Source organism: Cellulosimicrobium sp. 72-3 (assembly GCF_013127315.1).
In the GTDB taxonomy this organism is placed as follows: domain Bacteria; phylum Actinomycetota; class Actinomycetes; order Actinomycetales; family Cellulomonadaceae; genus Cellulosimicrobium; species Cellulosimicrobium funkei.
In genome coordinates, this window is sequence record NZ_CP053419.1 from 1,760,285 (window position 1) to 1,783,963 (window position 23,679).

General features: G+C 74.9%; 20 protein-coding genes. 10 read left to right on the forward strand and 10 right to left on the reverse strand.

What is annotated here, in order from left to right; all coding sequences use genetic code 11:
• From HKK73_RS07945 to HKK73_RS07960, 4 genes are all read left to right on the forward strand, one after another.
• Positions 1–2,187 (forward strand): alkaline phosphatase family protein, encoded by a 2,187-nt coding sequence (locus HKK73_RS07945; RefSeq protein WP_171467775.1) that lies wholly within the window; start codon positions 1–3, stop codon positions 2,185–2,187.
• Positions 2,184–2,984, forward strand: a complete 801-nt coding sequence (locus tag HKK73_RS07950) for an MBL fold metallo-hydrolase (protein WP_171467776.1) — start codon at positions 2,184–2,186, stop codon at positions 2,982–2,984. Before HKK73_RS07945 ends, HKK73_RS07950 begins: the two co-directional genes overlap by 4 nt.
• A gap of 208 nt (positions 2,985–3,192) precedes the next feature.
• Complete coding sequence (gene recA, locus HKK73_RS07955; RefSeq protein ID WP_034655657.1) at positions 3,193–4,305, forward strand: recombinase RecA; 1,113 nt, start codon at positions 3,193–3,195, stop codon at positions 4,303–4,305.
• 116 nt (positions 4,306–4,421) lie between these two features.
• On the forward strand, positions 4,422–4,913 hold the full coding sequence (locus HKK73_RS07960) for a regulatory protein RecX (RefSeq protein ID WP_253705848.1): 492 nt from the start codon (positions 4,422–4,424) through the stop codon (positions 4,911–4,913).
• Between the two features lie 89 nt (positions 4,914–5,002).
• On the opposite strand, the gene HKK73_RS07965 is transcribed toward HKK73_RS07960, so the two are convergent.
• The 4 genes from HKK73_RS07965 to HKK73_RS07980 form a co-directional block, all read right to left on the reverse strand.
• Complete coding sequence (locus tag HKK73_RS07965; RefSeq protein ID WP_021482421.1) at positions 5,003–5,908, reverse strand: amino acid ABC transporter permease; 906 nt, start codon at positions 5,906–5,908, stop codon at positions 5,003–5,005.
• Entirely contained in the window at positions 5,905–6,594 is a 690-nt protein-coding gene (locus HKK73_RS07970; protein WP_021482422.1) for an amino acid ABC transporter permease, read from the reverse strand. Before HKK73_RS07970 ends, HKK73_RS07965 begins: the two co-directional genes overlap by 4 nt.
• Before the next feature lie 96 nt (positions 6,595–6,690).
• Positions 6,691–7,566 carry a glutamate ABC transporter substrate-binding protein gene (locus HKK73_RS07975; RefSeq protein ID WP_171467777.1) on the reverse strand — a complete coding sequence of 292 codons (876 nt, stop codon included), beginning with the start codon at positions 7,564–7,566 and terminating at the stop codon, positions 6,691–6,693.
• A 119-nt stretch (positions 7,567–7,685) separates the two neighbouring features.
• Positions 7,686–8,504, reverse strand: a complete 819-nt coding sequence (locus tag HKK73_RS07980) for an amino acid ABC transporter ATP-binding protein (protein ID WP_171467778.1) — start codon at positions 8,502–8,504, stop codon at positions 7,686–7,688.
• A 102-nt stretch (positions 8,505–8,606) separates the two neighbouring features.
• Between HKK73_RS07980 and miaB the strand changes: the two genes are divergently transcribed.
• Positions 8,607–10,274: a tRNA (N6-isopentenyl adenosine(37)-C2)-methylthiotransferase MiaB gene (gene miaB, locus HKK73_RS07985; RefSeq protein WP_171467779.1), complete on the forward strand. Its 1,668-nt coding sequence runs from the start codon at positions 8,607–8,609 to the stop codon at positions 10,272–10,274.
• A gap of 50 nt (positions 10,275–10,324) precedes the next feature.
• Here the strand turns inward: miaB and HKK73_RS07990 are convergent, their stop codons facing one another.
• Entirely contained in the window at positions 10,325–10,837 is a 513-nt protein-coding gene (locus HKK73_RS07990) for a YbjN domain-containing protein (RefSeq protein WP_021483660.1), read from the reverse strand.
• Entirely contained in the window at positions 10,834–11,433 is a 600-nt protein-coding gene (locus HKK73_RS07995; RefSeq protein WP_081599986.1) for a YbjN domain-containing protein, read from the reverse strand. Before HKK73_RS07995 ends, HKK73_RS07990 begins: the two co-directional genes overlap by 4 nt.
• Positions 11,434–11,531: 98 nt before the next feature.
• Between HKK73_RS07995 and HKK73_RS08000 the strand changes: the two genes are divergently transcribed.
• Positions 11,532–12,263, forward strand: coding sequence for a hypothetical protein (locus HKK73_RS08000; protein WP_171467780.1), 732 nt, complete (start codon positions 11,532–11,534; stop codon positions 12,261–12,263).
• Here the strand turns inward: HKK73_RS08000 and HKK73_RS08005 are convergent.
• From HKK73_RS08005 to HKK73_RS08015, 3 genes are read right to left on the reverse strand one after another with little or no spacing between them, the layout of a single operon-like run.
• Complete coding sequence (locus tag HKK73_RS08005) at positions 12,253–14,262, reverse strand: hypothetical protein (protein ID WP_171467781.1); 2,010 nt, start codon at positions 14,260–14,262, stop codon at positions 12,253–12,255. The two genes, HKK73_RS08000 and HKK73_RS08005, sit on opposite strands and share 11 nt — an antisense overlap.
• Positions 14,259–16,244, reverse strand: coding sequence for an HSP90 family protein (locus tag HKK73_RS08010; RefSeq protein ID WP_171467782.1), 1,986 nt, complete (start codon positions 16,242–16,244; stop codon positions 14,259–14,261). The genes HKK73_RS08005 and HKK73_RS08010 overlap by 4 nt, the downstream gene beginning before the upstream one ends.
• Positions 16,241–16,738 carry a YbjN domain-containing protein gene (locus tag HKK73_RS08015; RefSeq protein WP_021483506.1) on the reverse strand — a complete coding sequence of 166 codons (498 nt, stop codon included), beginning with the start codon at positions 16,736–16,738 and terminating at the stop codon, positions 16,241–16,243. Before HKK73_RS08015 ends, HKK73_RS08010 begins: the two co-directional genes overlap by 4 nt.
• 154 nt (positions 16,739–16,892) lie before the next feature.
• Between HKK73_RS08015 and miaA the strand changes: the two genes are divergently transcribed.
• A complete protein-coding gene (gene miaA / locus HKK73_RS08020) occupies positions 16,893–17,948 on the forward strand; it encodes a tRNA (adenosine(37)-N6)-dimethylallyltransferase MiaA (RefSeq protein ID WP_171467783.1) in 1,056 nt (351 codons plus the stop codon).
• Positions 17,945–18,973: a diaminopimelate epimerase gene (dapF, locus tag HKK73_RS08025; protein WP_144722832.1), complete on the forward strand. Its 1,029-nt coding sequence runs from the start codon at positions 17,945–17,947 to the stop codon at positions 18,971–18,973. The genes miaA and dapF overlap by 4 nt, the downstream gene beginning before the upstream one ends.
• A gap of 8 nt (positions 18,974–18,981) precedes the next feature.
• Here the strand turns inward: dapF and HKK73_RS08030 are convergent, their stop codons facing one another.
• The gene (locus HKK73_RS08030; protein ID WP_171467784.1) at positions 18,982–19,671 is read right to left on the reverse strand and encodes a class I SAM-dependent methyltransferase; all 690 of its coding nucleotides are present in this window, start codon (positions 19,669–19,671) and stop codon (positions 18,982–18,984) included.
• Positions 19,672–19,830: 159 nt separating this feature from the next.
• On the opposite strand from HKK73_RS08030, the gene hflX reads away from it, so the two are divergent.
• Both hflX and HKK73_RS08040 read left to right on the forward strand, forming a co-directional pair.
• Positions 19,831–21,387, forward strand: a complete 1,557-nt coding sequence (gene hflX, locus HKK73_RS08035; RefSeq protein WP_085388090.1) for a GTPase HflX — start codon at positions 19,831–19,833, stop codon at positions 21,385–21,387.
• 189 nt (positions 21,388–21,576) lie between these two features.
• Positions 21,577–23,670 carry an ATP-dependent DNA helicase gene (locus tag HKK73_RS08040; RefSeq protein WP_371810624.1) on the forward strand — a complete coding sequence of 698 codons (2,094 nt, stop codon included), beginning with the start codon at positions 21,577–21,579 and terminating at the stop codon, positions 23,668–23,670.
• Positions 23,671–23,679 lie beyond the last annotated feature (9 nt).

Below are 23,679 nucleotides of genomic sequence, written 5' to 3' on the forward strand. Positions count from 1 at the left end.
ATGAGCGTTCCCGCCCGCGGCCGCCTCGCCACGCTGCGCCTCACCGCCGCCGACGTGCGCGGCGCGGCCTGGTCGCTCGTCTCGACGGCGGCCGGGCTGGGGCTCGCGATCTGGGTCGTCCCCGGGGTCGAGGTGACCAACCCGTGGTCGCTCGTCCTCGCGGCGCTCGCGGTGGCGGTGGGCGACGCGCTGCTGCGGCCGGTGCTGCGCGGGGTCGCGCGCCGGGCCGGCGTCGTCGGCGCGCTCGTCTCGGGCGTGGTCGCCCAGGTCGCGGTCGCGTGGGCGGCGCTCACCTACCTCCCGGGGTTCCGCAGCGGGACGTGGACCGACGTCCTCGCCGTCCTCGTCATCGCGGCCGTGCTCATGGCGCTCGGGCGCTGGGTCGTCGGGGCGAGCGACAACGAGTACGTGATCGGGGACCTGCTCCGGCGCGCGCGACGCCAGGCGGGCGTGCCCCGGGGAGCCGCCGCGGGCGCCGCGGCGGAGCGCCCGGCGGGCCTGCTCGTCGTCCTGCTCGACGGCGTCGCGCGCCCCACGCTCGACTACGCCCTCCAGGCCGGCCTGGCCCCGACGCTCGCGCGGTGGCTGGGCGACGGCAGCCACCACCTCGCGACGTGGTGGGCCCGCGTGCCCGCGACGACGCCGGCCTCGACCGTCGGGCTCCTGCACGGGTCGACCGAGCACGTCCCCGCCTTCCGGTGGTGGTCGCGCGCGCTGGGGAGGCTCGTCGTGACGAACCGGCCCGCCGACGCGGCGGCGGTCGAGGCGCGCACGAGCGACGGCGCCGGACTGCTCGCGGGGGGCGGCGTGGCCGTCTCGACGATGTTCTCCGGGGACGCGGCGACGAGCCTGCTCGTCATGAGCCGGGCGCGCGAGGGCCTGGGGCCCGGGCAGGTGTTCGTGCACTTCTTCGCGAGCCCGTTCGTCCTCGTGCGCGCCGTGGTCGTCGCGCTCGGCGAGCTGCTCAAGGAGCTCTACCAGGGCTGGCAGCAGGCCGTGCGCGGCGTCGAGCCGCGCGTCTCGCGCCTCGGCTGGTACCCGGTGCTGCGCGCCGTGACGAACGTCGTGCTCCGCGACCTCAACACGACGCTCGTCGCGGAGCAGCTCGTGCGCGGGGCGCCCGTCGTGTGCGTCGACCTCGTGGACTACGACGAGATCGCGCACCACGCCGGGCCGCTGCGGCCGGAGTCGCTGCGCGCGCTCGAGGGCCTGGACCGCGTCGTCGGGCTCTGGGAGCAGGTCGCGGCCGTCGCGCCCCGGCGCTACGACGTCGTCGTGCTCTCGGACCACGGGCAGTCGCTCGGCCCGACGTTCGAGCAGGTCACCGGGCGGTCCTTCCTCGACGAGGTGCGACGCCTCATGGCGCTCGACCCGCCTGTCGACGGCGCTCGTGCGGACGACGACGGCCGCGCGCGGGACGGCGCCGCGCCCGCCCGGGGTGAGGGACGACGTCGGGCGACGGCCCCGGACAGTGAGGCGTGGGGCCCTGCCAACACGGCCCTCAACGCGCTGCGGCCCGGGCAGCCGGACGCGCAGGCGGGCCGCATGCTCGTGGGCCCGGACCGCTCCGAGCGCCGCGCCGACGCCGCACCCGCCCTGCCCGAGCTGCCCGAGGTCGCGGTCGTCGGGTCGGGCAACCTCGGGATGGTGTGGTTCCCGCGCGAACCGCGGCGCCTCACGGGCGACGAGGTCCGCGCCCGGTGGCCCGCGCTGCTCCCGGGGCTCGTCGCGAACCCCGCGGTCGGCGTCGTCGTCGAACGAGGCCCGCGCGGGGAGGTCCGGGCGCACGGCCGGGGCGGGTCGCGCGACCTGCTGACGGGCGAGGTCCTGGGCGCCGACCCGCTCGCGTCGTTCGGGTCGCGTGCGGCGGCGGACCTCGTGCGCGTCGCCGGGCTGGAGGACGCCGGGGACCTCGTGCTCGTCTCGAGCGTCGACGAGGTCGGGATGGTGCACGCGTTCGAGGGTCTGGTCGGGTCGCACGGCGGCCTCGGGGGGGCGCAGAACCAGGCGGTGCTGCTGCACCCCGCGCACCTCGCGGTGCCCGACGACGAGCTCGAGGACGTCGACGGCACGCCGATGCTCGTCGGGGCGGAGGCGGTGCACCGCCGGCTCGTCGCGTGGCTCACCGACCTGGGGGTACGGCGGCCGGTGGCCGAGGACGCGCCGGGCCGGGGAAGCGGCGCGTGAGCGTCACCGTGACGTGGCTCGGCCACTCGAGCGCGGTCCTCGACCTCGCCGCGACCCCCGGCGGGCCGACGGTGCGGCTCGTGACCGACCCGCTCCTGCACCGGCACGCGGGGATGCTGCGCCGGCGCGGCGGGCAGCCGGCCCCGGTGTGGCGGGACGGCGACGCCGTCCTGCTGTCCCACCTCCACCACGACCACGCCGAGCTGCGGTCGCTGCGGCTCCTCGGCGACGTGCCGGTCCTCACGGCACCCGCCAACGCGCGGTGGCTGCGTGGCAAAGGGCTGCGCGGCGTCGGGCTGGGCGACGAGTGGCACGCCGTGGGGCCGGCGGGGGCCGGGGTCGAGACGCGGCTCGTCACCGCGGTGCACGGGCACCGGCCGATGCCGCACCGGCCCAACGCCGCGAACGGTCACCTCGTGCGGACCACCGGTCCCGACGGCCGGCGCGTGTGGGTGGCGGGCGACACCCAGCACCACCCCGGGATGGTGCACCTCCCGGCGCTCGCGGGCGGTCCGGTGGACGTGGCCCTCGTGCCGGTCGGCGGGTGGGGGCCGCGGCTCTCGGGCGGGCACCTGGGCCCGGTGCAGGCCGCGCGGGTGTGCGCCGAGGTCGGGGTGCGGGTCGCGGTGCCGGTGCACTGGGGGACGCTGCACGCGCCGGGCGGCCAGCACCTGCCGCGCGGCTGGATGGACCACGCGGGCGCGGCGTTCGAGGCGGCCGTGCAGCGCGAGGCGCCCGGGACGCGGGTCGTCGTGCTGCGGCCCGGCGAGTCGTGGTCCGCGGACGACGACGGGTAGCCCGCGAGCCGCGGACACGCCGGGGCGCGTTCCGTGATCGAACACGTGTTCGGCTAGAGTTGTGCACAGGGCGCGCTCCGGCGGGCCCGGGACGCCGGTCCGGCACGACGGTCCCCAGGTCCGGGGCTCGTCGGAACCGCGTGTCGGTGGCTGCCCGTAACGTCGGGCCACAACGAACAGATGGACGTCGAACCGAAGGTGGACTGACATGCCCGCACCCGCAGACCGCGAGAAGGCGCTCGAGGCAGCCCTCGCCCAGATCGACCGGAGCTTCGGCAAGGGCTCCGTCATGCGCCTCGGCGAAGAGGGCCGTGCCCCCGTCGAGGTCATCCCCACGGGCTCCATCGCGCTGGACATCGCGCTCGGCATCGGCGGCCTGCCGCGCGGGCGCGTCATCGAGGTGTACGGCCCGGAGTCCTCCGGAAAGACGACCGTGGCGCTCCACGCCGTGGCCAGCGCCCAGCGCGCCGGCGGCATCGCGGCGTTCATCGACGCCGAGCACGCCCTCGACCCGGAGTACGCCAAGAAGCTCGGCGTCGACACCGACGCCCTGCTCGTCTCCCAGCCGGACACGGGGGAGCAGGCGCTCGAGATCACGGACATGCTGATCCGCTCGGGCGCGCTCGACATCATCGTCATCGACTCCGTCGCGGCCCTCGTGCCGAAGGCGGAGATCGAGGGCGAGATGGGCGACAGCCACGTCGGTCTCCAGGCCCGCCTCATGTCGCAGGCGCTGCGCAAGATCACCGGTGCGCTCAGCGCGTCCGGCACGACCGCCATCTTCATCAACCAGCTCCGCGAGAAGATCGGCGTGTTCTTCGGTTCTCCCGAGACGACGACCGGTGGCAAGGCGCTGAAGTTCTACGCCTCGGTCCGTCTCGACATCCGCCGCATCGAGACCCTCAAGGAGGGCACCGACGCTGTCGGCAACCGGACCCGCGTGAAGGTCGTCAAGAACAAGATGGCGCCGCCGTTCAAGCAGGCCGAGTTCGACATCCTCTACGGGGTCGGCATCTCCCGCGAGGGTGGCCTCATCGACATGGGCGTGGAGCACGGGTTCGTGCGCAAGTCCGGGTCGTGGTTCACCTACGGCGGCGACCAGCTCGGGCAGGGCAAGGAGAACGCGCGCTCGTTCCTGCGCGACAACCCCGACCTCGCGAACGAGCTCGAGAAGAAGATCAAGGAGAAGCTCGGCGTCGGGGCCAAGGTCGACGCACCGGCCGACCCGGCCGCCGGCGTGACCGTCGCGGCCGACGCCGCCGTGGCCGCTCCGGCCAAGGCGACCGCCGCGGCCGGCAAGGGGAAGAAGTCGCCGTTCTGATCGGCGAGCAGGACGGGGTCGAGGGCGCCGAGCCCGTCGACCCGTCCGCGGAGGACGACGGGCGCCGCTCGGGCCGCAAGGCCGGGCGGCGCCCGCGCCCGTCGCTGCACGAGCTCGTGGAGCGCGGCGCGATCAGCGACGCCGATCTCGCCGAGCGTGCCCGCGAGACCGTCCTGCGCATCCTCACCGCGGCACCGAAGAGCCGCGCGGAGCTCACGCAGTCGCTCGCGCGCAAGGGATACCCGGAGCACGTCGTGCTGCCCATCCTCGACCGCTTCGAGGAGGTCGGGCTCGTCGACGACGCGCAGTACGCGGAGATGATCGTCCGCACGCGGCACGCCGAGCGAGGGCTGTCCCGCCGCGCGATCTCGACCGAGCTGCGCCGGCGGGGGATCGACGGCGAGGTCGGCGCGGCCGCGCTCGAGCAGGTGGACGACGACTCCGAGGCGGACGCCGCCCTCGCCCTCGCGCGGGCACGTCTCGCCAGGACCCGCGGCCTCGACCGCGACGTGCGCGTGCGACGGACGGTCGGCGCGCTCGCCCGCAAGGGCTACAGTCCCGGGCTGGCCTTCGAGATCGTGCAGCGCGAGCTCGACGCGGAGGAGTGACCGCTCGACCGGCCCGGACGAGCGCGGGCGGCCCACCCCGCGGCAGAGCGGCCCGTCGCCCGCCCGAGCACGGGCGGGCGACGGGTGCGTCAGCGCACGGTGGAGGTGGCCGGGGCGTCCTCCGTGGGGCCGCCCGCGACCGCCGTCGGGTTGCCGATGCCCGGTCCCGCAGCCGTGGCGCCCGCGGTGCGCCCGCTGAGGAAGCGTGAGAGCCACTGGGCGAGGGCGGTCAGGGCGTAGTTGATGACGATGAAGATGACCGCGGCGACCGTGAGGGTCTGCAGGGTGTTGCCGAAGGCCGTGCCGAGGATCTGCGCGGCCCGCAGCAGCTCGGGGTACGTGATGATCTGCCCGAGCGCGGTGTCCTTGAGCACGACGACGAGCTGCGACACGAGCGCGGGCAGCATCGCGATGAGCGCCTGCGGGAGCTGGATCGACCGGAGGGTCTGCCCGCGCGTCAGGCCGATCGCCACGCCGGCCTCTCCCTGGCCCTTCGGCAGGTTGCCGACGCCGGACCGCACGAGCTCGGCGATCACCGAGCCGTTGTAGAGCACGAGCGAGATCACGACCGCGAGGAACGGGGCGTCCGGGACCTTCTGCAGCCCCAGCAGGAGCCAGAAGAAGATCATCATGAGGAGCACCGGCACGGCGCGGAAGAACTCGACGACGACACCGCACGCCCAGCGCAGCGCGCGCACGTGCGAGAGCCGGCCGGAGCCGAAGACCAGCCCGAAGATCACGGCACCGACGATCGCGAACCCGGCGGCGCGCAGCGTGTTCTGGAGACCCGGCAGGAAGAAGTTCTCCCACGCGTTGGCGGTGAAGACGGGACCCCACTGCTCCCACGAGAGCTGGCCCTTGCGTCCGAGCTCCAGCAGCACGAGCACGGCGATCCCGATCACGATCACGGCGCCGATCACGTTGCCGACGGCGATCGCGCGCCGGGCCCGGGGCCCGGGGGCGTCGAAGAGGACGGACTGACGCGGGGCGCTCATCGGCGGACCGCCAATCGGGTCGAGAGCGAGGTGGTGAGCAGGCCGATCGGGATGACGAGGATCACGTAGCCGATCGCGAAGGTGAGGAAGATCGCGTAGATGTAGTTCGAGTTGAACTCGATCATCGTGCGCATGAGGCTCGACGTCTCCGTCGTGACGCTCGCGGCGGCCGCGACGGTGGAGTTCTTCAGCAGCGCGATGAGGGTGTTGCCGAGGGGGGCGATGGCGCCGCGGAACGCCTGCGGGAGGATGACGAGGCGCGCGGCGGGAGCGAAGGAGAGGCCGATCGCCCGCGCCGCCTCGGCCTGGCCGATCGGCACCGTGTTGACGCCCGAGCGGATCGCCTCGCACACGAAGGCGGCGTGGTAGACGGTCAGGCCGATGACCGCGAACCGGAAGAAGTTCGTCGGGAAGTCGGGGGACAGGCTGATCTGCAGCTGGGTCCACACCGCGAGGACCATGAACGTCATGATGATCGTCAGCGGCGTGTTGCGCAGGAGGTTCACGTAGGTCGAGCCGGCCCACCGCAGGCTCGAGACGGGGGAGATCCGCATGAGCGCGAGCGCCGTGCCGAGGATCAGGGAGAAGATCGCAGCCCAGAACGTCAGCTGGATGTTCACCCAGAACGCGCCGAGCACGTCGTAGGTGCTGAGGAGCTCGGTGAACTGGGAGAGGTAGTCACCCACGGTTGGTCATCCTCCGGGAGGGCGTGGTCGTGGACCGACCGGACGAGGCCGGGGAGCGGAGCGCGGCACGCCGCGCTCCGCTCCCCGGCAGAGAGGTCAGGCGCAGGGGTCGACCGTCGGCGGGTTCTCGCTCGCGTTCGGCGTGTACCCGGTGCCCTCGGTGTTCTTGCTGACGAACTCCTCCCAGGAACCGTCCTCGATCATCTTCTCGATCGCGGCGTTGACGTCCTCGCAGACTTCGTTGTCCTGGGGCAGGCCGACGCCGTAGCGCTCGGTGGAGAACGGCGCCCCGACCACCTTCACCTTGCCCTGGTTCTGCGGCTGCGCCGCGAGGCCCGCGAGGATGATGTCGTCGGTCGTGACGGCGTCGACCTGGCCCGCCGTGAGCGCGGTGACGCACTCGGCGTACCCGGGGCGCTCGAGGAGCTGCACGCCCGCGGCGTACTCGTCCTTGATGCGCTGCGCCGACGTCGAGCCCGTGACGGAGCAGAGGTTCTTGCCCTCGAGCGACTCGGGGCCGGTGATGTCGGTGTTGTCCTCGGCGACGAGCAGGTCCTGACCGGCGACGAAGTACGGCCCGGCGAACGCGACGGTCTCCTTGCGCGTGTCCGTGATGGAGTACGTCGCGAAGATCATGTCGACCTGCCCGGTCTGCAGCATCGTCTCGCGCTGGGCGGACGGCGCCTCGACCCACTCGATCTGGTCCTCGGAGAAGCCGAGCTCGCCCGCCACGTAGGTGGCGACGTCGACGTCGAATCCCGTGTACGACGACCCGTCCTGGAACCCCAGGCCGGGCTGGTCGAACTTGATGCCGATCTTGACCGTCTCGCCGCCGCCGTCGCCGCTGCCTCCGGCGGACTGCTCGGGGTCCGTGGTCGTGCTGTCGTCGCCGACGTCGCCGCTGCTGCACGCTGCGAGCGTGAGCGCGGTGAGAGCGGCCAGCACGGCAGCACCTGCGTGTCGTGTGCGCATCGTTCCTACCCTTCGTGAGTGGTGGTCGTCCGACGACGGTGTGCCTCGTCGGTCGGCCGGGTGTGGGGGGCCGGGCGGCCCGGTCCGTGGTGGTCGGTGCGTGGTGAGGGTGCGGGACCTCAGTGCGTGAGGATCTTGGAGAGGAAGTCCTTGGCCCGCTCGCTCTTCGGCGCGGTGAAGAACTCCTCGGGCTGCGCCTCCTCGACGATCTGGCCGTCCGCCATGAACACCACGCGGTTCGCGGCCTTCCGGGCGAAGCCCATCTCGTGGGTGACGACGATCATCGTCATGCCCTCCCGGGCGAGGGAGACCATGACGTCCAGGACCTCGTTGATCATCTCGGGGTCGAGCGCCGACGTGGGCTCGTCGAACAGCATGACCTTGGGCTTCATCGCGAGGGCCCGGGCGATGGCGACGCGCTGCTGCTGGCCGCCCGAGAGCTGCGCCGGCATCTTCTGCGCCTGGTTCTTCACGCCGACCCGGTCGAGGAGGGCGAGGGCGCGCTCCTTCGCGTCCTTGCTCCGCTCGCGCCGCACCTTGACGGGCCCGAGCGTCACGTTGTCGAGGATCGTCTTGTGCGCGAAGAGGTTGAAGGACTGGAAGACCATGCCGACGTCGGAGCGCAGCCGCGCGAGCGCCTTGCCCTCCTGGGGGAGCGGCTCGCCGTCGACGAGGATCTCGCCCGAGTCGATCGTCTCGAGCCGGTTGATCGCCCGGCACAGGGTCGACTTGCCCGAGCCGGAGGGCCCGATGACGACGAGCACCTCGCCGCGCCGGACCGTGAGGTTGATGTCGCGCAGCACGTGGAGCTCGCCGAAGTGCTTGTTCACGTCGCGCAGCTCGACGAGCGGCTCACCGAGGATCTGCTCGGCGGGGAGGGGCTGAGCGTCCTGAGCGCTGCGCTGCGCGTCGGACGGCGAAGGGGTTTCGTCGGCCATTCCTGGACACTATGTCCCTTCTGTTGCACGGTGCCACCTCATCCGGCAACAACCGGGCAACAGTTCAGTAACACGGCACCCGGAGCCGTACCCTGGACGGTGATGTCCACGATCGCCCCTGCCCCCGTCCCGGCCGCACCCGCACCGCACGCCACCGCCGCTGCGCCGGCCGACGACGCGCACCCCCGCACCTACGTCGTGCGCACCCTCGGGTGCCAGATGAACGTCCACGACTCCGAGCACATGGCGGGGATGCTCGAGCAGGCGGGCTACACGCGTGCGAGCGCGCAGGACGAGGCCGCGAACCGCGCCGACGTCGTCGTCATCAACACGTGCGCCGTGCGCGAGAACGCCGCGACGCGCCTGTACGGCAACCTCGGCCAGCTCGCCTCGGTGAAGGCCGCGCGACCCGGCATGCAGATCGCCGTCGGCGGCTGCCTCGCCCAGAAGGACCGCGGCACCATCGTCGAGAAGGCCCCCTGGGTCGACGTCGTGTTCGGCACCCACAACCTCGACGCCCTGCCCGTCCTGCTCGAGCGCGCGCGGCACAACGAGGCGGCGCAGGTCGAGATCGCCGAGTCGCTGCAGGTGTTCCCGTCCACGCTGCCGACGAAGCGCGAGTCCGTCTACGCGGGGTGGGTGTCCATCAGCGTCGGCTGCAACAACACGTGCACGTTCTGCATCGTGCCGCACCTGCGCGGCAAGGAGCGCGACCGCCGTCCGGGTGAGGTCCTCGCCGAGGTGGGCGCGCTCGTCGAGGCCGGTGCCATCGAGGTGACGCTGCTCGGCCAGAACGTCAACAGCTACGGCGTCGAGTTCGGCGACCGCGGCGCCTTCGCCAAGCTCCTGCGCGCGTGCGGGACGATCGACGGGCTCGAGCGCGTGCGGTTCACGTCCCCGCACCCGGCGGCGTTCACCGACGACGTCATCGCGGCCATGGCCGAGACGCCGAACGTCATGCCCCAGCTCCACATGCCGCTCCAGTCGGGCTCCGACCGGGTGCTGCGCGCGATGCGCCGCTCCTACCGCTCCGAGCGGTTCCTCGGGATCCTCGACCGCGTCCGGGCCGTCATGCCCGACGCCGCGATCACCACCGACATCATCGTGGGCTTTCCCGGCGAGACCGAGGAGGACTTCGCGGAGACGATGCGGGTCGTCGAGGCGTCGCGCTTCTCCTCCGCGTTCATCTTCCAGTACTCTCCGCGCCCCGGGACGCCGGCCGCGACGATGGACGGCCAGCTCCCCAAGGAGGTCGTCCAGGAGCGCTTCGAGCGGCTCCAGGCGCTCCAGGAGCGGATCGCCGGCGAGGAGTCCGCACGCCAGGTGGGCCGGACGATCGACGTCCTCGTCGGCGAGGGCGCAGGGCGCAAGGACGGCGCGACGCACCGCGTGACGGGCCGCGCCCCCGACAACCGCCTCGTGCACCTCGCGCTCCCCGCGGCCGTCGTGGCAGGCGCGCCCGACGACGCCCCGTCCGAGGGGACCGGCACGCCCGGGTCCGTGGACCCGCGCCTCGCGGACGACCTCGACGTCCGCCTGCCGCGTCCCGGCGACGTCGTCACCGTCGAGGTCACCCGCTCGGCGCCGCACCACCTCATCGCGGACTCGGCGCTCGCGGGCGGCACGTTCGCCGTGCGCCGGACCCGCTCGGGTGACGCGTGGGCGAAGCGCGAGCGCGCCCGCCTGGGCGGTGGCGACGACGACCACGGCCACGGCGGCGGCGCGCCGTCGGGCCCGGTCGTTCTGGGGCTCCCCACGCTCCGCGCCTGAACGGCGGGGTCCAGGACCCGACGGCGGGCGCGCACGACGGCGCCAGGACGTCAGTCGTCCAGGGTCCCCGGCGGGAGCTGGGCGCCGATGGCGTGGAAGAGCTGCACGGCCGTGCCGAGCCCGCACGAGACGGTCTGGGCGAGCTGGTCGTCGGTCGCGCCGTGCTCGAGGTCGACGGAGACCTCGGCGTAGAGCGCGAGCCGGCCGCCCTCCTCGCGCACGTAGACCTTGGGCCAGATGCGCTCGCGGTTCCAGTCGTTGACGGTCTGAAGCGTGACGAGGCGCGACTCGACGGGGAGCGTCGTCGACCAGCGGCCGCGGACCTGGAGGATCTCCGACCGGTCGCCGAGCAGCAGGAACCAGAAGCGGTGCCCGTCCCACGTACCTGTGATGTCGCCGTCGTCGTCGACGCGGAAGTGGTAGCCGCGGCGCGTCAGGTGGTCGCCGATGCGCGCCATCGACAGCGCGCGCGGCAGTTCCTCCTCGCGGGGCAGCGAGTCCGGCGCCTTGGGCCGGCGGTTGCCGAACAGGCGCGTGAACCAGTTGGTGCGGGCCTGCGTCATGGCGCCTGCCTCGCGGGGTCGGGGTAGAACTCGTCGAGCGCGTCGAAGAACATCGACCCCGTGCTCAGACCGCACTGGAGGAGCTGGTCGAGCTGGTCGTCCGTCACGCCGTGCTCGAGGTCGACCGTGACCTCGGTGAAGACCTGGATCATCCCGTTGTCGCGGACGCGCGTGTAGGTCTTGGGCCAGATCCGGTCGGCGTTCCACTCGTTGCAGAACTCGAGGATCTCCTCGAGGCGCTCGAGCGCGAGGTCGCGGTTCCACTGGCCGCGCACCTGGAGGATCTCGTCGTCGTTGCCGAAGAGCAGGAAGTAGAACAGGCGGCCGTGCCACAGCCCGCCGACATCGCCGTCGGAGTCGACGAAGTAGCTGTACCCGCTGTCGGTGATCCACTCGACGACCCGCGAGAGCGTGAGCGGTGTGGGAGGCCGCAGGACGTCGGTCGCGACCTGACCCAGCTCGCGTGCCAGCAGGTCCTCGACCTGCGACTGCAGGTCGTCCGCCGGCCGGGCCGCGCCCGACCGGCCCCCGTCCTGCGCTCCGCCGGGATTCCCGTCCCGCCGGTCGTCGTCGTCCCGCGCCCCGAAGAACCTCACCTCCCTACCGTACTCGCGCGCGCCCGCGGACGCCGCATCGCGGGCCGTCCGGGGAGGCGCGGCGAGGGTGGTGGAGCGGGCACCACTACGGTGGGACGGTGACCGTCCGCGCCGTCGTGCTCCCCGGAACCGCCCTGCTCGTCCCGGGGGCGGCCGGTGCCGCCTCGGTCCTCGGGCCGGTGCGCGACGCCGCGCTCGCGGCGCTCGCCGACCTCGTGGCGGGCCCGCCCGGTGAGGCGGGTGCGTCGGCCGTGGTCGTGGTCGCCCCGGGAGCCGCGCGCGCCCGCGGCGCCGCCCGGGCCTCGCTCGCCGCGGCGGGTGTCGCGGACCGGTGGATCGACCCCGCGTGGGCCGCCGCCACGCGACCGCTCGACCGACCCGTCGCCGGGACGGCCGCCTCCGTGGCGCTCCTCGCGCTCGCCGGTGCGGGCTGGACCGGTCCCGTCGACGTCGTGGAGCTCGGTGGCGCGGCGACGCGGACGGCGGCAGGTGCGATCACGGAAACGAGCTTGGAGACGAGTACGGAGACGAGCTCGGGGACGAGCACGGAGGCGGGTGCGGCGACGGAGACCGTCCTGGACGCCGCCCGAGAGCTCGGTGCGGGGCTCGCCCGGGAGGGGGCGCGGCTCGTCGTCGTGCACGACCCGCGTGCGCCCCTGCCGCAGGCCGTGCTCGACGGGTTCGTCGCCGCGGCGGGCGCCGAGGCCGCGCCGGCCGACGAGCCGGACCCTGTCGCGGCGGTCCGGCGGTACGAGGTCCGCGCCCCCGCAGCCGCCGCCCGCCCGGCGGGGCCCGCCGCCCGCCCGGCCGGGCCCGTCGTCAGCCGCTGAGGCCCGTCCCGACGGCGGCCGCCTCGTCGTCGCGCCCGAGCCGGCGCAGCGCCGCGACCATCTCGTTGCCCACCATCGCGCGCGACTCCGCGTCGTGGACGATCGCGAAGCCCTCCATGGCCGACTCGAGCAGCTCCACCGCGTCCGTGTCCTTCCCCGCCGCGCAGCGCGAGCGCCCCGCGAGCCAGAAGGCGTGCGCCGCGTCGCGGACGTCCCCGGCGCGGGCGAACTCCTCGGCGACGGACTCCGCGAGCGTCGCCGCCGCGTCGAGCTCGCCCGCGGTGGCGAGCAGACGGGCGCGCGTGTCGTCGAGGTCGCGGCGCTCGCGAGCGTCGGCCGCCGCGTCCCGCTCGACGAGCTCGGCGGCCTGCGGCGCCGGTGCGACGTCGGTGCCCTCGCCCGCTGCGGCCAGGTCGTCGAGCGTGCGCTCGACCTGGGCCAGGGCGGCGGTCACGTCGCCCCGCCCGGCCTCGAGCCGCGCGTAGGCGCGCACGACCTGCCCGACGAACCGGGGCGCGACGCCACCGGCCCGCAGGAGCGCGAGCGCGTGCAGGAACGCGGGCGCGGCGCCCTCGTCGTCGCCCTCGAGCGCGGCGAGCTGCGCCGCCTCGGCGAGCGCGAAGCCGGCGCGGTCGAGGTGGCCGGAGCTCTCCAGGTGCGACGACGCGCGACGCAGGAGGCGTGCCGCCCGGACCGGGTCGTCACCCGCGACGTCGTCGGCGAGCGCGAGCAGGCCGTCTGCGTCGGTGGGCGCGTCGGTGGGCTCGTCGGCGCCCTCCGCCGGGGCTCCGCCGGTGACCGCGGACTCCTCCGGCGCGAGCCCGGCGGGGAGGTCCGACGGACCGCTCGTCGCGCCCTCGGCCACGGCGACGGGCCGTGGCGACGCAGGCGGGGCGTCCAGGGAGAGCACCGCCAGGTCGACGGGGAGTGTGCGCGCGCCCCGCTCCCACGCCGCGCGCAGCCGTTCGGACGCCGCCGTCGTGCCGTTGCGTGCGTCGAAGGACTGCGCGAGGGCGGCCGCCTCGCCGCGCACCCACGCGTCGAGCTCGGCGAGCGTCGTGGCGGGCACGTCGCGCAGCGCGAGCGCGGTGTCGCCGTGGTCGGCCCGCAGGACGCCCGTCGCGACGCTCACGCTCGTGAGGAAGCCGAGCCGGTCGCCCGGCGAGTCCGCCTCCGTGAGGAACGCCTGGTGCTCCACGAGCAGGCGCAGCGCGCGCGACGCGTTGCCCGTCCGGGCGAGGAACTCCACGTGACGACCCTTCGGGCCCGTCATCGTCACCCCGGTGTCGAGGTGGCGCAGCCCGCGGCGGTGCGTCCGAGCCGCCGCCTCGGCGTCGCCGACCTCCACGTACGCGAGCTGGAGGTGGGACAGCATGTCGCCGGGCTCGGTGGCGCACGACGGCGATCCCTGGAGCACGCCCTCGAGCAGGCGGATGCCCTCGTCGTGCCGGCCCGTCTCGAAGAGGTACGCCGCGCGGTCGCCCGGCTCGCACGCCTCGCACTGCGAGTAGTCGTCGCGCGGGGTCGCGACCCACGCGCGGTACGCGTCCTCGACGTCCGCGCCGCCACGTTCGCGCGCCCACTCGAAGCGCTCCAGGGCGACCGCGTTCGTGCCGTTGCCCGCGAGCGCGTACCGGCGCGCCATGTCGTCGAGCGTGCGCTCGATCTGCGCGGCGGGGACGTCGGGGAACTCCATAAGGTGCCCGACCATCCACTTGAACGACCAGAACAGCGAGTGCGTGTCCTCGGCGTCGAAGTGCTCGGGGTGCTCGTCCCACCAGCGCAGCATCTTGGTGAACGGCAGGTACGCCTTGGTCACCTCGCCGCCCCACACGTACGACTCGACGAGGACGAACTGCGCGTAGGCGCGCGCGGCGTCGGGGCCCTCGGCCTCGACGCGCTCGAGCTCGGCCGCGGCGGCCGTGGAGCGCGCGAGGCCGTAGGGCATGCGGCGGACGTCGTACAGGGCGGCGTTCACCTGGTCCACGGACCGGGTCATCGGTTCTCCTCGTCGGCAGGGGGGTCGGGTTCCGTGGCGGGGTCCTGCCCGGCCGCGAGGGCGCGGGCGAGCAGGAGCGACAGGGAGTCGTTCATGAGAGTCGCCTCGACGGGCTGGAGCGCCTTGCCGGACGCGAGCACCGCCGTGACGTAGAGGGAGCGGGCACCCGCGGCGCGCACCTGCGCGTCGGGGCTCGCGAGCAGGTCGCGCACCGTGGCGTTGGCGTCGTTGAGGACCAGGCGGCGGGGGCGGGCCGGGGCGCTGAGGCCCGCGAGGATCTCGCCCCAGAGGTCGTCCGTCTCCGCGACGCGTGCGGCCTCGCGCGCGTGATCGCCCTCGCGGTCGTGCAGGAGCATGGCCGGGAGGGCGTCCGGCTCGTACCGGCGCAGCACGACGTCGCAGTCCTGCTCGGCGAGCGCGGCGTCGAGCGACGCGAGCGCGTCGGCGACCTCGAGCTCGCGCAGCGGCTCGACCTCCGTGAGGACGTGCGCGACGTCTGCGGCCGAGACGGGCGACAGCCGCCACTGCGGGAACCGCGCCGCGACGCGCTCGAGCAGGTCGGCGTCGTAGACGTAGCCCCCGTTGACGACCGCGAGCCCCTGCGCCGCCGCGACGGGCGCGATGCGCCGGAACTCCTCGACGCTCGCCGTGTACAGCAGGCGCCCGTCGGGGTGGTCCGTCGCGAGGTCCGCCAGGGTCGTGGACCCGGCCGTCGTCTCGAAGGGCAGCACGCGCGCGGCGACGTCGAGCATCTCGTCGTCGGTGAGCGCGAGCGCGCGCACGGCGAGGTGGTGGGTCTCGAGGAAGCGCCGCGCGAGGACCGAGTCCGTCGCGAGCGTCTCCAGCAGCCACCGGCGCACCTGCGCCCCGAGCGCGTCGCGGGTCGCGAGCAGCACCTCGTCCTCGTACAGCCCCTCGCGCGACGCCGTCGGGCGCAGCACGGACGCGTCGAGGACGCACCGCACGAAGAACGCCCACGGGGGCAGCAGGTCGTCGACCGCGCTGCCCAGGAGCATCCGCTTGAGGTAGACCCGGTGCCGCGACGTCGTGGTCGGCGCGACCGCGGCCGGGAGCACGTACGCGACGCCCGTCAGGCCGGCGAGCGGCAGGTCGAGGTCGATCCGTGCGAGCGGGGTGAAGCCGAGCGTGCGCTCGGCGTAGCCGGCGAGCGCGGCGTCGCGGGCCGCGGGCGTCGGGTGCGCAGCGCGCCACGGCAGGTCCTCCCCGCTGAGCCGGCGCACCGCGAGCGGGGCGTCGCCGCCCGCTCCGCCGTCACGGTCCTCGCCGGGGCCGCCGTCGAGACGCGTCTCGGCGAGCAGCTCGACCGGCAGGAGCGAGCCGAAGTCCTGGGCGAGCGCGACCACCGACTCCGGGGCGAGCCAGTGCTCGGTGTCCCGCCGCGGGTGCAGCCGGACGACGCTCCCGGGCTCGCCGGGTGCCGCCGGGTCGTCCGGCGCGAGCTCGACGAGCTCGTACCGGCCGTCGGCGCGGCCGCGCCAGCGCACAGGGACGGGCGCGTCGCCCGCCGCCGTGGGGCGCGCGGAGCGCGAGACGAGCTCGATCTCGTCGGCGACCATGAACGCGGACAGGAGCCCGATGCCGAACTGACCGAGGAACTCCTCGCGACCCGTCCCGAGCTCGACGTCGCGCTTGGAGCTGCGCCCGATGGTCGCGAGCAGCTCCTGCGCCTCGTCCCGCGTGAGGCCGACGCCCGAGTCGTGCACCTCCAGGCCGCCGTCGGGCAGCGGACGGAGCAGGATCCGCGCCGGCGCCTGCGGTCCCTCGAGCCCGGCGCGCGCGGTGATCGCGTCGACGCCGTTCTGCAGCAGCTCGCGCAGGTAGACGCGCGGGCTCGAGTACAGGTGCCGGGCCAGAAGGTCGACGACGCCCCGCAGGTCGACCTGGAAGGCCGTCGTCGCCTCCTCGCCCGGGGCGCCGTCCGGAGCGCTGCGGCCCGCGGTGGTCTCGTGCGTGCCGGTCACCGCGCGTCGACGTCGGCGCCGCCCTCGGCCACGGTCTGCGCGGCCGTGTCGGGGAAGCGGGCGTCGAGCGCGTCGAAGAACTGCAGTCCCGTGAACAGGCCGCACTCGATGAGCTGGCCGAGCTGGTCGTCCGCGACGCCGAACTCCAGGTCCGTCGCGACCTCGGTGTAGACCGCGAGCTGGTCGTCCTCGACGCGCGCGTAGACCTTCGGCCAGATCTTGTCGCGGTTGAACTCGTTGGCGACGAGCGCGACCTGCGCCTCGGCCGACGCCGGGAGCGTCCGGTTCCACCGGCCGCGGACCTGCAGGATCTCCTGCTTCTCACCCATGAGGAAGAAGAAGAACACCTTGCCGTCCCAGTTGCCGCCCAGGTCCCCGTCCGAGTCGACGAAGTACCGCCACTCGCGGCTCGTGAGGAACGCCTCGACGCGCTCGCGCGTCAGCGGCGCGTTCTGGCTCGTCGGTGCGGCGTCCGGCTTGGTGAAGAAACCCATGTTCTCGAGTCCTTGTCGTCTGAGAGGTCGTGCGAGGTCGTCGTGCTGAGGTCGTACGCGTCGGTGCGCGCTGGCGGACCGACCACCGGACACCCTACGCATCCTCGCCCACACGCCTCGGGCCGCCGGCCGCCCGGACGGTACCGTTGCGCGGGTGAAGACCGAGCACGACCCCGCAGGCCCAGGCGTCGTCGTCGCCGTCGTCGGCCCGACGGCCACGGGGAAGTCCAACCTCGCCCTCGACCTCGCCGAGCGCCTGTCCGTCCCCGGGGCGCCCGCGGAGATCGTCAACGCCGACGCCTACCAGCTCTACCGCGGCATGGACGTCGGGACCGCGAAGGTCCCCGTCGCCGAGCGCCGCGGTGTGCGCCACCATCTCCTCGACGTGCTCGACCCCGCCGAGGACGCGTCCGTGGCCCGGTACCAGACCGAGGCCCGCCGCGTGCTCGACGAGATCGCCGCCCGGGGGGCGCGCGCCGTCGTCGTGGGCGGCAGCGGGCTGTACGTCCGCGCCCTCCTCGACGACATGCGGTTCCCGGGCACGGACCCCGCCGTGCGGGCGGCGCTCGAGGCGCGCGCCGAGGAGCAGGGCCCGCGCGCGCTGCACGACGAGCTCCTCCGGCGCGACCCCGCGGCCGCCGCGAGCATCGGCCCGGCCAACACCCGCCGGCTCGTCCGGGCGCTCGAGGTCATGGAGCTCACCGGCGAGCCGTTCACGGCGAACCTCCCGCGCCAGGTCTACGTCCGCCCGACCGTGCAGATCGGCCTCGACTGCGACCGGGCCGTGCTCGACGCGCGGGTCGCCGGCCGCGTCGAGCGCATGTGGGAGCAGGGCCTGGTGGCCGAGGTGCGCCGCGTCGAGGCGCACGGCATGGGCCGCACGGCCCGGCGCGCCGTCGGCTACGCGGAGGTGCTCGCCGCGCTCCACGGCGAGACCACGCAGGACGCCGCGCGCGAGGCCGTCACCGCGAACACGCGGCGCCTCGCGCGCAAGCAGATGGGCTGGTTCGGCCGGGACCCGCGCGTCGGGTGGCTCGACGCGCAGTCGCCGACGCGCGTCGAGGACGCTCTCGCGCTCGTCGCCGCGGCGGACGAGCGCGCTGCCGCGCAGGGCACGGACGGGCACGACCCCGCGACCGTGCCGGGCACCGCCGTCGGGCCGGACGAGGCGGACAGCGGCGCGCCCGTGCGCCGTAGTCTGGGCTCATGACGCGCACCCGCTTCACCAAGGGCCACGGGACCCGCAACGACTTCGTGCTCCTCGCCGACACGAAGGGCGAGCTCGACCTCACGCCCGAGCTCGTGCGCGCGCTCGCCGACCGCCGCGGCGGCGTCGGGGGCGACGGCGTCATCCGCCTCGTGCCGACCGCGCTCGTCCCGGAGTCGCGCGACGTGCTCGCGGAGGACCCGCACGCCATCTGGTTCATGGACTACCGCAACGCCGACGGCTCGGTCGCCGAGATGTGCGGCAACGGGGTCCGCGTCTTCGCGGCCTTCGCCGAGCGCCTCGGGCTGGTGAGCTTCGCGGGCGGCACCGAGGTCCCGGTCGGCACCCGCGCGGGCGTCAAGCGCGTGCGCAAGGAGGACGACGGCTGGTTCGCCGTCGACATGGGCCCGTGGTTCCTCCCCGGCGGCCGCCCCGCGCTCCAGGACGGCTACGACGCGACCGTCGTCGTGCGGGGCTGGGAGGTCCCGCGTCCGGCGCTCAGCGTCGACCTCGGCAACCCCCACACCGTCCTCGCCGTCGCGCGCGAGGACGTGCTCGAGCGCGCCGACCTCACCGAGGCGCCCGTCGTCGAGCCGCACCCGTCCCACGGGACGAACGTCGAGCTCGTGGTGCCCCTCGGCGAGACGACCGCGGACGACGGCACCGTCGTCGGGCACGTGCGCATGCGCGTGCACGAGCGCGGCGTCGGGGAGACGCCGTCGTGCGGCACGGGCGCGTGCGCGGCGGCGCTCGCGGTCCGCGTGTGGGGCGGTCCCGACGCGCCGGACACCTACCTCGTCGACGTCCCGGGCGGCACGGTGCGCGTGCGGGCGCTCCCGGGCGGCCGCGTCGAACTCGCCGGTCCCGCGGTGCTCGTCCACGCGGGGGAGATCGACCTCGCCGCGCTCGTCCCGGGGACGCCGGTCCCGCCGGAGGAGGACGCGCACGAGGGCGCGGACGGCCACGTGACCGCCCCGCCCGCCGAGCCGGTCGCGGCGGCGTCCGAGGGCGACCGCGCGCCGGTCTGACCGCCGGCTCAGCGGGGCGCGACGACCTCGAGGACGCGGAACCCCTTCGCGCTCGCGGCGCGCTCGACGACCGCGCCCGGCAGGAGCGGGGGCAGCGCCTCGGCGAGCCAGCGCTGGAGCGAGTCCGAGCCCAGGTTGCGCTGCACCACGAGGTGCGCGCTCGCGCCCGGCGCGAGCCGGGGCAGCCAGTGCAGGAGCATCCCGTGCAGGACGTCCTTGCCGACCCGGATCGGCGGGTTCGACCACAGCGCGGCGAGCGCGACGTCGTCGGGCACGTCGTCCGGGAGCACGGCCTGGACGTTGTCCAGCCCGAGACGCTGCGCGTTGCGGCGCACGAGGTCGAGCGCGCGCTCGTTGACGTCGACGGCCCACACGGTCGCCTCCGGCGCCTCCAGGGCCATCGTCAGGGCGACCGGGCCCCAGCCGCAGCCGAGGTCGAGGACATGGGCGGGGCCGTCGTCGGGCCGGGCCGCGAGGACGTCGTCGAGCGGCGGGGTGGTGCGCAGGAGCACCTGCGTGCCGAGGTCCAGGCGGCCGGGGGAGAAGACGCCCGAGGCGACCTCGACCTCGACGTCGCGGCCCGCGAGCCGCACGGAGATCGTGCGGCGCTCGGCGGCGGACGCGGGCCGGGCGGTGAAGTAGTGGTCCGCCGCGCCGTCGGGCGCGGCGTCGACGGCGGGGTCCTGGTCCTCGGTCACGTCGGCCGATCCTACGCGGGCGCGCCCACGTCAGGAGGCGGCGCGGCGCGTCCGGGCCGCCCGTCGTGGGCTTAACCACTGGCCTCGGGACGATTTCGCGTGCCACGCTTGTTGTCACACCCGGACGCACGAGCGCCCACCACCGACGGAAGGCGGCACATGAGCCCAACCCCTGCGAACACTCCGAACCCCACCTCGGCTCAGGACGAGCCGACCGGCGCGACGCGGGACATCGCGAGCGACGTCGTGGCGCGGGTGCTCGCTCGGGCCGGGACGGCACGCGCCGAGGGCGGCACGGTCCACACGGAGCACGACGGCGAGCAGCTCGAGCTCGAGGAGCGCAGCGCGCTGCGCCGTGTCGTCGGCCTGTCGACCGAGCTCGAGGACGTCACCGAGGTCGAGTACCGGCAGCTGCGCCTCGAGAAGGTCGTGCTCGTCGGGCTCTGGAGCCCCGGCTCCGACCCGCGCGAGGACGGCGCGCCCACGTCCGCCGAGGAGGCCGAGATCTCGCTGCGCGAGCTCGCCGCCCTCGCGGAGACCGCGGGCTCGCAGGTGCTCGACGGCGTGATCCAGCGCCGCGCGAAGCCCGACCCGGGCACGTACCTGGGCTCCGGCAAGGCCGCGCAGCTCGCCGACGTCGTCGCCGCCAGCGGCGCGGACACGGTCGTGATCGACGGCGAGCTCGCGCCCTCCCAGCGGCGCGCGCTCGAGGACATCGTCAAGGTCAAGGTCATCGACCGGACCGCGCTGATCCTCGACATCTTCGCCCAGCACGCCAAGTCGCGGGAGGGCAAGGCGCAGGTCGAGCTCGCCCAGCTCGAGTACCTCCTCCCGCGCCTGCGCGGCTGGGGCGAGTCGATGTCCCGCCAGGCCGGTGGCCAGGTCGGCGGCGCCGGCGCGGGCATGGGGTCGCGCGGTCCCGGTGAGACGAAGATCGAGCTGGACCGCCGGCGCATCCGCAACCGCATGGCCAAGCTGCGCCGCGAGATCCAGGCGATGGCCCCGGGGCGCGAGACGAAGCGCGCGTCGCGCAAGCGGCACGCCGTGCCGTCCGTCGCGATCGCGGGCTACACGAACGCGGGCAAGTCGAGCCTGCTCAACGCCATCACCGGCGCGGGCGTGCTCGTCGAGAACGCGCTGTTCGCGACGCTCGACCCCACGGTGCGCCGCACGCGCACCGAGGACGGCCGGGTCTACACGCTCGCCGACACCGTCGGGTTCGTGCGCGCGCTGCCGCACCAGCTCGTCGAGGCGTTCCGCTCGACGCTCGAGGAGGTCGGCGACGCCGACCTGCTGCTGCACGTGGTGGACGCGTCGCACCCCGACCCGGAGGGCCAGATCGCGGCGGTGCGCCACGTCCTGGCCGACATCCCGGGCGTGGAGGACGTGCCCGAGGTGATCGTGCTCAACAAGGCGGACCTCGCCGACCCGGAGACGATCGCGCGCATCCGGCTGCGCGAGCGCCGCACGGTCGTCGTGTCGGCGCACACGGGCGAGGGGATCGAGCACCTGCGCGAGCTCATCGCGCACGAGCTCCCGCGCCCGGACGTCGAGATCGACGTCGTCGTGCCGTACCACCGGGGCGACCTCGTGCACCGCGTGCACACCGAGGGCGAGATCGACCACGAGGAGCACACGCCCGAGGGCACGCTCCTGCGCGGCCGTGTCGCCCAGGCCCTCGCGACGGAGCTCGTGGGCGCCTCCGCCGGGAGCTGAGCCGCCCCCCCGGGCCTCCCGGCGGCGCGGCGGGCCCGCCCGCTGGACCCGGCGTCGGCCCCACGCACGACCCCGCGCGGCCACGGCTGCGCGGGGTCGCGTGCGTCCCGGGCCGGTCCACAGGGCCCCCGCCGCGTGGGTGCCCGACCGTAGAATCGGCAAGTGCCCCCCTCCACCCGTACCGCTCCCGTGCCCGACCGTCCGGACACGGAGGCGCCCGGGCAGGCGGCCGGTGACGTGCCCGCCGTCGAGGAGCTCCTCGACCTCGCGGTCACGCGCCTGGGCGGCGCGCGGCGCGACGGCCAGCGGACCATGGCGCGTGCCGTCACGGACGCCATCGAGGGCTCCGAGCACCTCGTGGTCCAGGCCGGGACCGGGACGGGGAAGTCGCTCGGGTACCTCGTGCCGGCCGTGCGTCACGCGGTCGCGACCGACGAGCGCGTCGTCGTCTCGACGGCGACCCTCGCCCTCCAGCGCCAGGTCATCACGCGGGACCTCCCGCTCGTGGCCGACGCCGTTGCGGACCGCCTCCCGCGGCCCGCGTCGATCGCGCTCCTCAAGGGCTGGCACAACTACCTGTGCGTGCACAAGATCGCGGGCGGCTACCCCGCGGACGAGCCCACGCTCTTCGACCTCCCCGGCGAGGCGGCGGGCGCCGCCGACCACCCCGCCGCGCGTGGCGGGACGAGCATGGCGGCCCTCGGGGAGCAGGTCGTGCGCCTGCGGGAGTGGGCCGACGAGACGCCCACGGGCGACCGGGACGACCTCGTCCCCGGCGTGAGCGACAAGGCGTGGCGGCAGGTCTCCGTCACGGCGCTCGAGTGCCTGGGCCAGCGCTGCCCGCTGCTCGCCGAGTGCTTCCCCGAGCGGGCGCGCGCCGCGGCGCGCGAGGCCGACGTCGTCGTGACGAACCACGCGATGCTCGGCATCGCGGCCATGGGGTCGCCCGGGGTGCTGCCCGAGCACGACGTCCTCGTCGTCGACGAGGCGCACGAGCTCGCCGACCGCGTCACGGCCGCCGCGACGGTGGACCTCTCGGTCCCGGCGATCGAGAGCGCGGCGCGCCTCGCCCGCCGCCACGGCGGGGTCACGACGGACGCGCTCGACGCCGCGTCCGCCGTGTTCGGCACGGTCGTCGGGTCGCTGCCCGCCGAGCGCTTCCCCGACGGCCTGCCCGACGCCGCGCGCTCCGCCGTCGCGGCGGTGCGGGACGCCGCGCGCGAGGTGCTCTCCACGCTCAAGCCCGAGACCGGCGTGACCAAGCCGGCCCAGCCGGACACGGGCCTGAAGATGGCGCAGTCGACGATGCTGCAGCTCTTCGAGGTCGCCGAGCGCATGGCGGCCGACCCCACGGGCCACGACGTGCTGTGGTGCTCGCGGCCGGGGGAGGGCGGCTGGTCCGGCGACCGCTTCGGCGACGGCGCGAGCCGCCTGCACGCCGCCCCGCTCGGTGTGGCGGGCCTCATCCGCACCCACCTGCTGGCGGAGCGCACCGGCGTCTTCACGTCCGCGACGCTCGCGCTCGGCGGGAGCTTCGACGCCGTCGCGCGCACCTTCGGGCTCGGCCCCGCGGCGACGGGCGGAGCCGCGGACGTGGGCGACGGCGACGCGCCGCGCTGGCGCGGGCTCGACGTCGGGAGCCCGTTCGACTACCCGCGCCAGGGCATCCTCTACGTCGCGAAGCGCCTGCCGACGCCCGGCCGCGAGGCGTCGACCGAGCACCAGCTCGACGAGATCGCGGCGCTCGTCGAGGCTGCCGGCGGTCGGACCCTCGGCCTGTTCTCCTCGCGGCGCGCCGCGGTGGCCGCGGCGGAGGCGATGCGCGAGCGGCTGGACGTGCCGGTCCTGTGCCAGGGCGACGACCAGCTGCCGACGCTCGTGCGGGAGTTCGCCGAGGACCCGGCGACGTGCCTGTTCGGCACGCTGTCGCTGTGGCAGGGCGTGGACGTGCCCGGGCCGTCGTGCCAGCTCGTGCTCATCGATCGCATCCCGTTCCCGCGCCCGGACGACCCGGTGAGGTCGGCGCGGGCTCGCGCCGTCGAGGCCGCGGGCGGCAACGGGTTCATGCAGGTCTCCGCAACGCACGCGGCCCTCCTGCTCGCCCAGGGTGCCGGGCGGCTCGTGCGGTCCACGGCCGACCGCGGGGTCGTCGCGGTCCTGGACCCGCGGCTCGTGACGGCGCGCTACGGGTCGTTCCTCACGCGGTCCATGCCGGGGTTCTGGCAGACGACCGACCGCGACGTGGCCACCGCTGCGCTCCGCCGCCTCGCGGCCCTAGGCTGAGCCCTTTCC

Bases quoted from the DNA above. Each gene is read 5' to 3' on its own strand.
- hflX (WP_085388090.1), top strand. From the start codon at position 19,831: ATGAGCCCAACCCCTGCGAACACTCCGAACCCCACCTCGGCTCAGGAC.
- HKK73_RS07965 (WP_021482421.1), bottom strand. From the start codon at position 5,908: ATGAGCGCCCCGCGTCAGTCCGTCCTCTTCGACGCCCCCGGGCCCCGG.
- HKK73_RS08005 (WP_171467781.1), bottom strand. From the start codon at position 14,262: ATGACCCGGTCCGTGGACCAGGTGAACGCCGCCCTGTACGACGTCCGC.
- dapF (WP_144722832.1), top strand. From the start codon at position 17,945: ATGACGCGCACCCGCTTCACCAAGGGCCACGGGACCCGCAACGACTTC.
- HKK73_RS07980 (WP_171467778.1), bottom strand. From the start codon at position 8,504: ATGGCCGACGAAACCCCTTCGCCGTCCGACGCGCAGCGCAGCGCTCAG.
- HKK73_RS07990 (WP_021483660.1), bottom strand. From the start codon at position 10,837: ATGACGCAGGCCCGCACCAACTGGTTCACGCGCCTGTTCGGCAACCGC.
- HKK73_RS08015 (WP_021483506.1), bottom strand. From the start codon at position 16,738: ATGGGTTTCTTCACCAAGCCGGACGCCGCACCGACGAGCCAGAACGCG.
- HKK73_RS07945 (WP_171467775.1), top strand. From the start codon at position 1: ATGAGCGTTCCCGCCCGCGGCCGCCTCGCCACGCTGCGCCTCACCGCC.
- miaB (WP_171467779.1), top strand. From the start codon at position 8,607: ATGTCCACGATCGCCCCTGCCCCCGTCCCGGCCGCACCCGCACCGCAC.
- recA (WP_034655657.1), top strand. From the start codon at position 3,193: ATGCCCGCACCCGCAGACCGCGAGAAGGCGCTCGAGGCAGCCCTCGCC.
- HKK73_RS07975 (WP_171467777.1), bottom strand. From the start codon at position 7,566: ATGCGCACACGACACGCAGGTGCTGCCGTGCTGGCCGCTCTCACCGCG.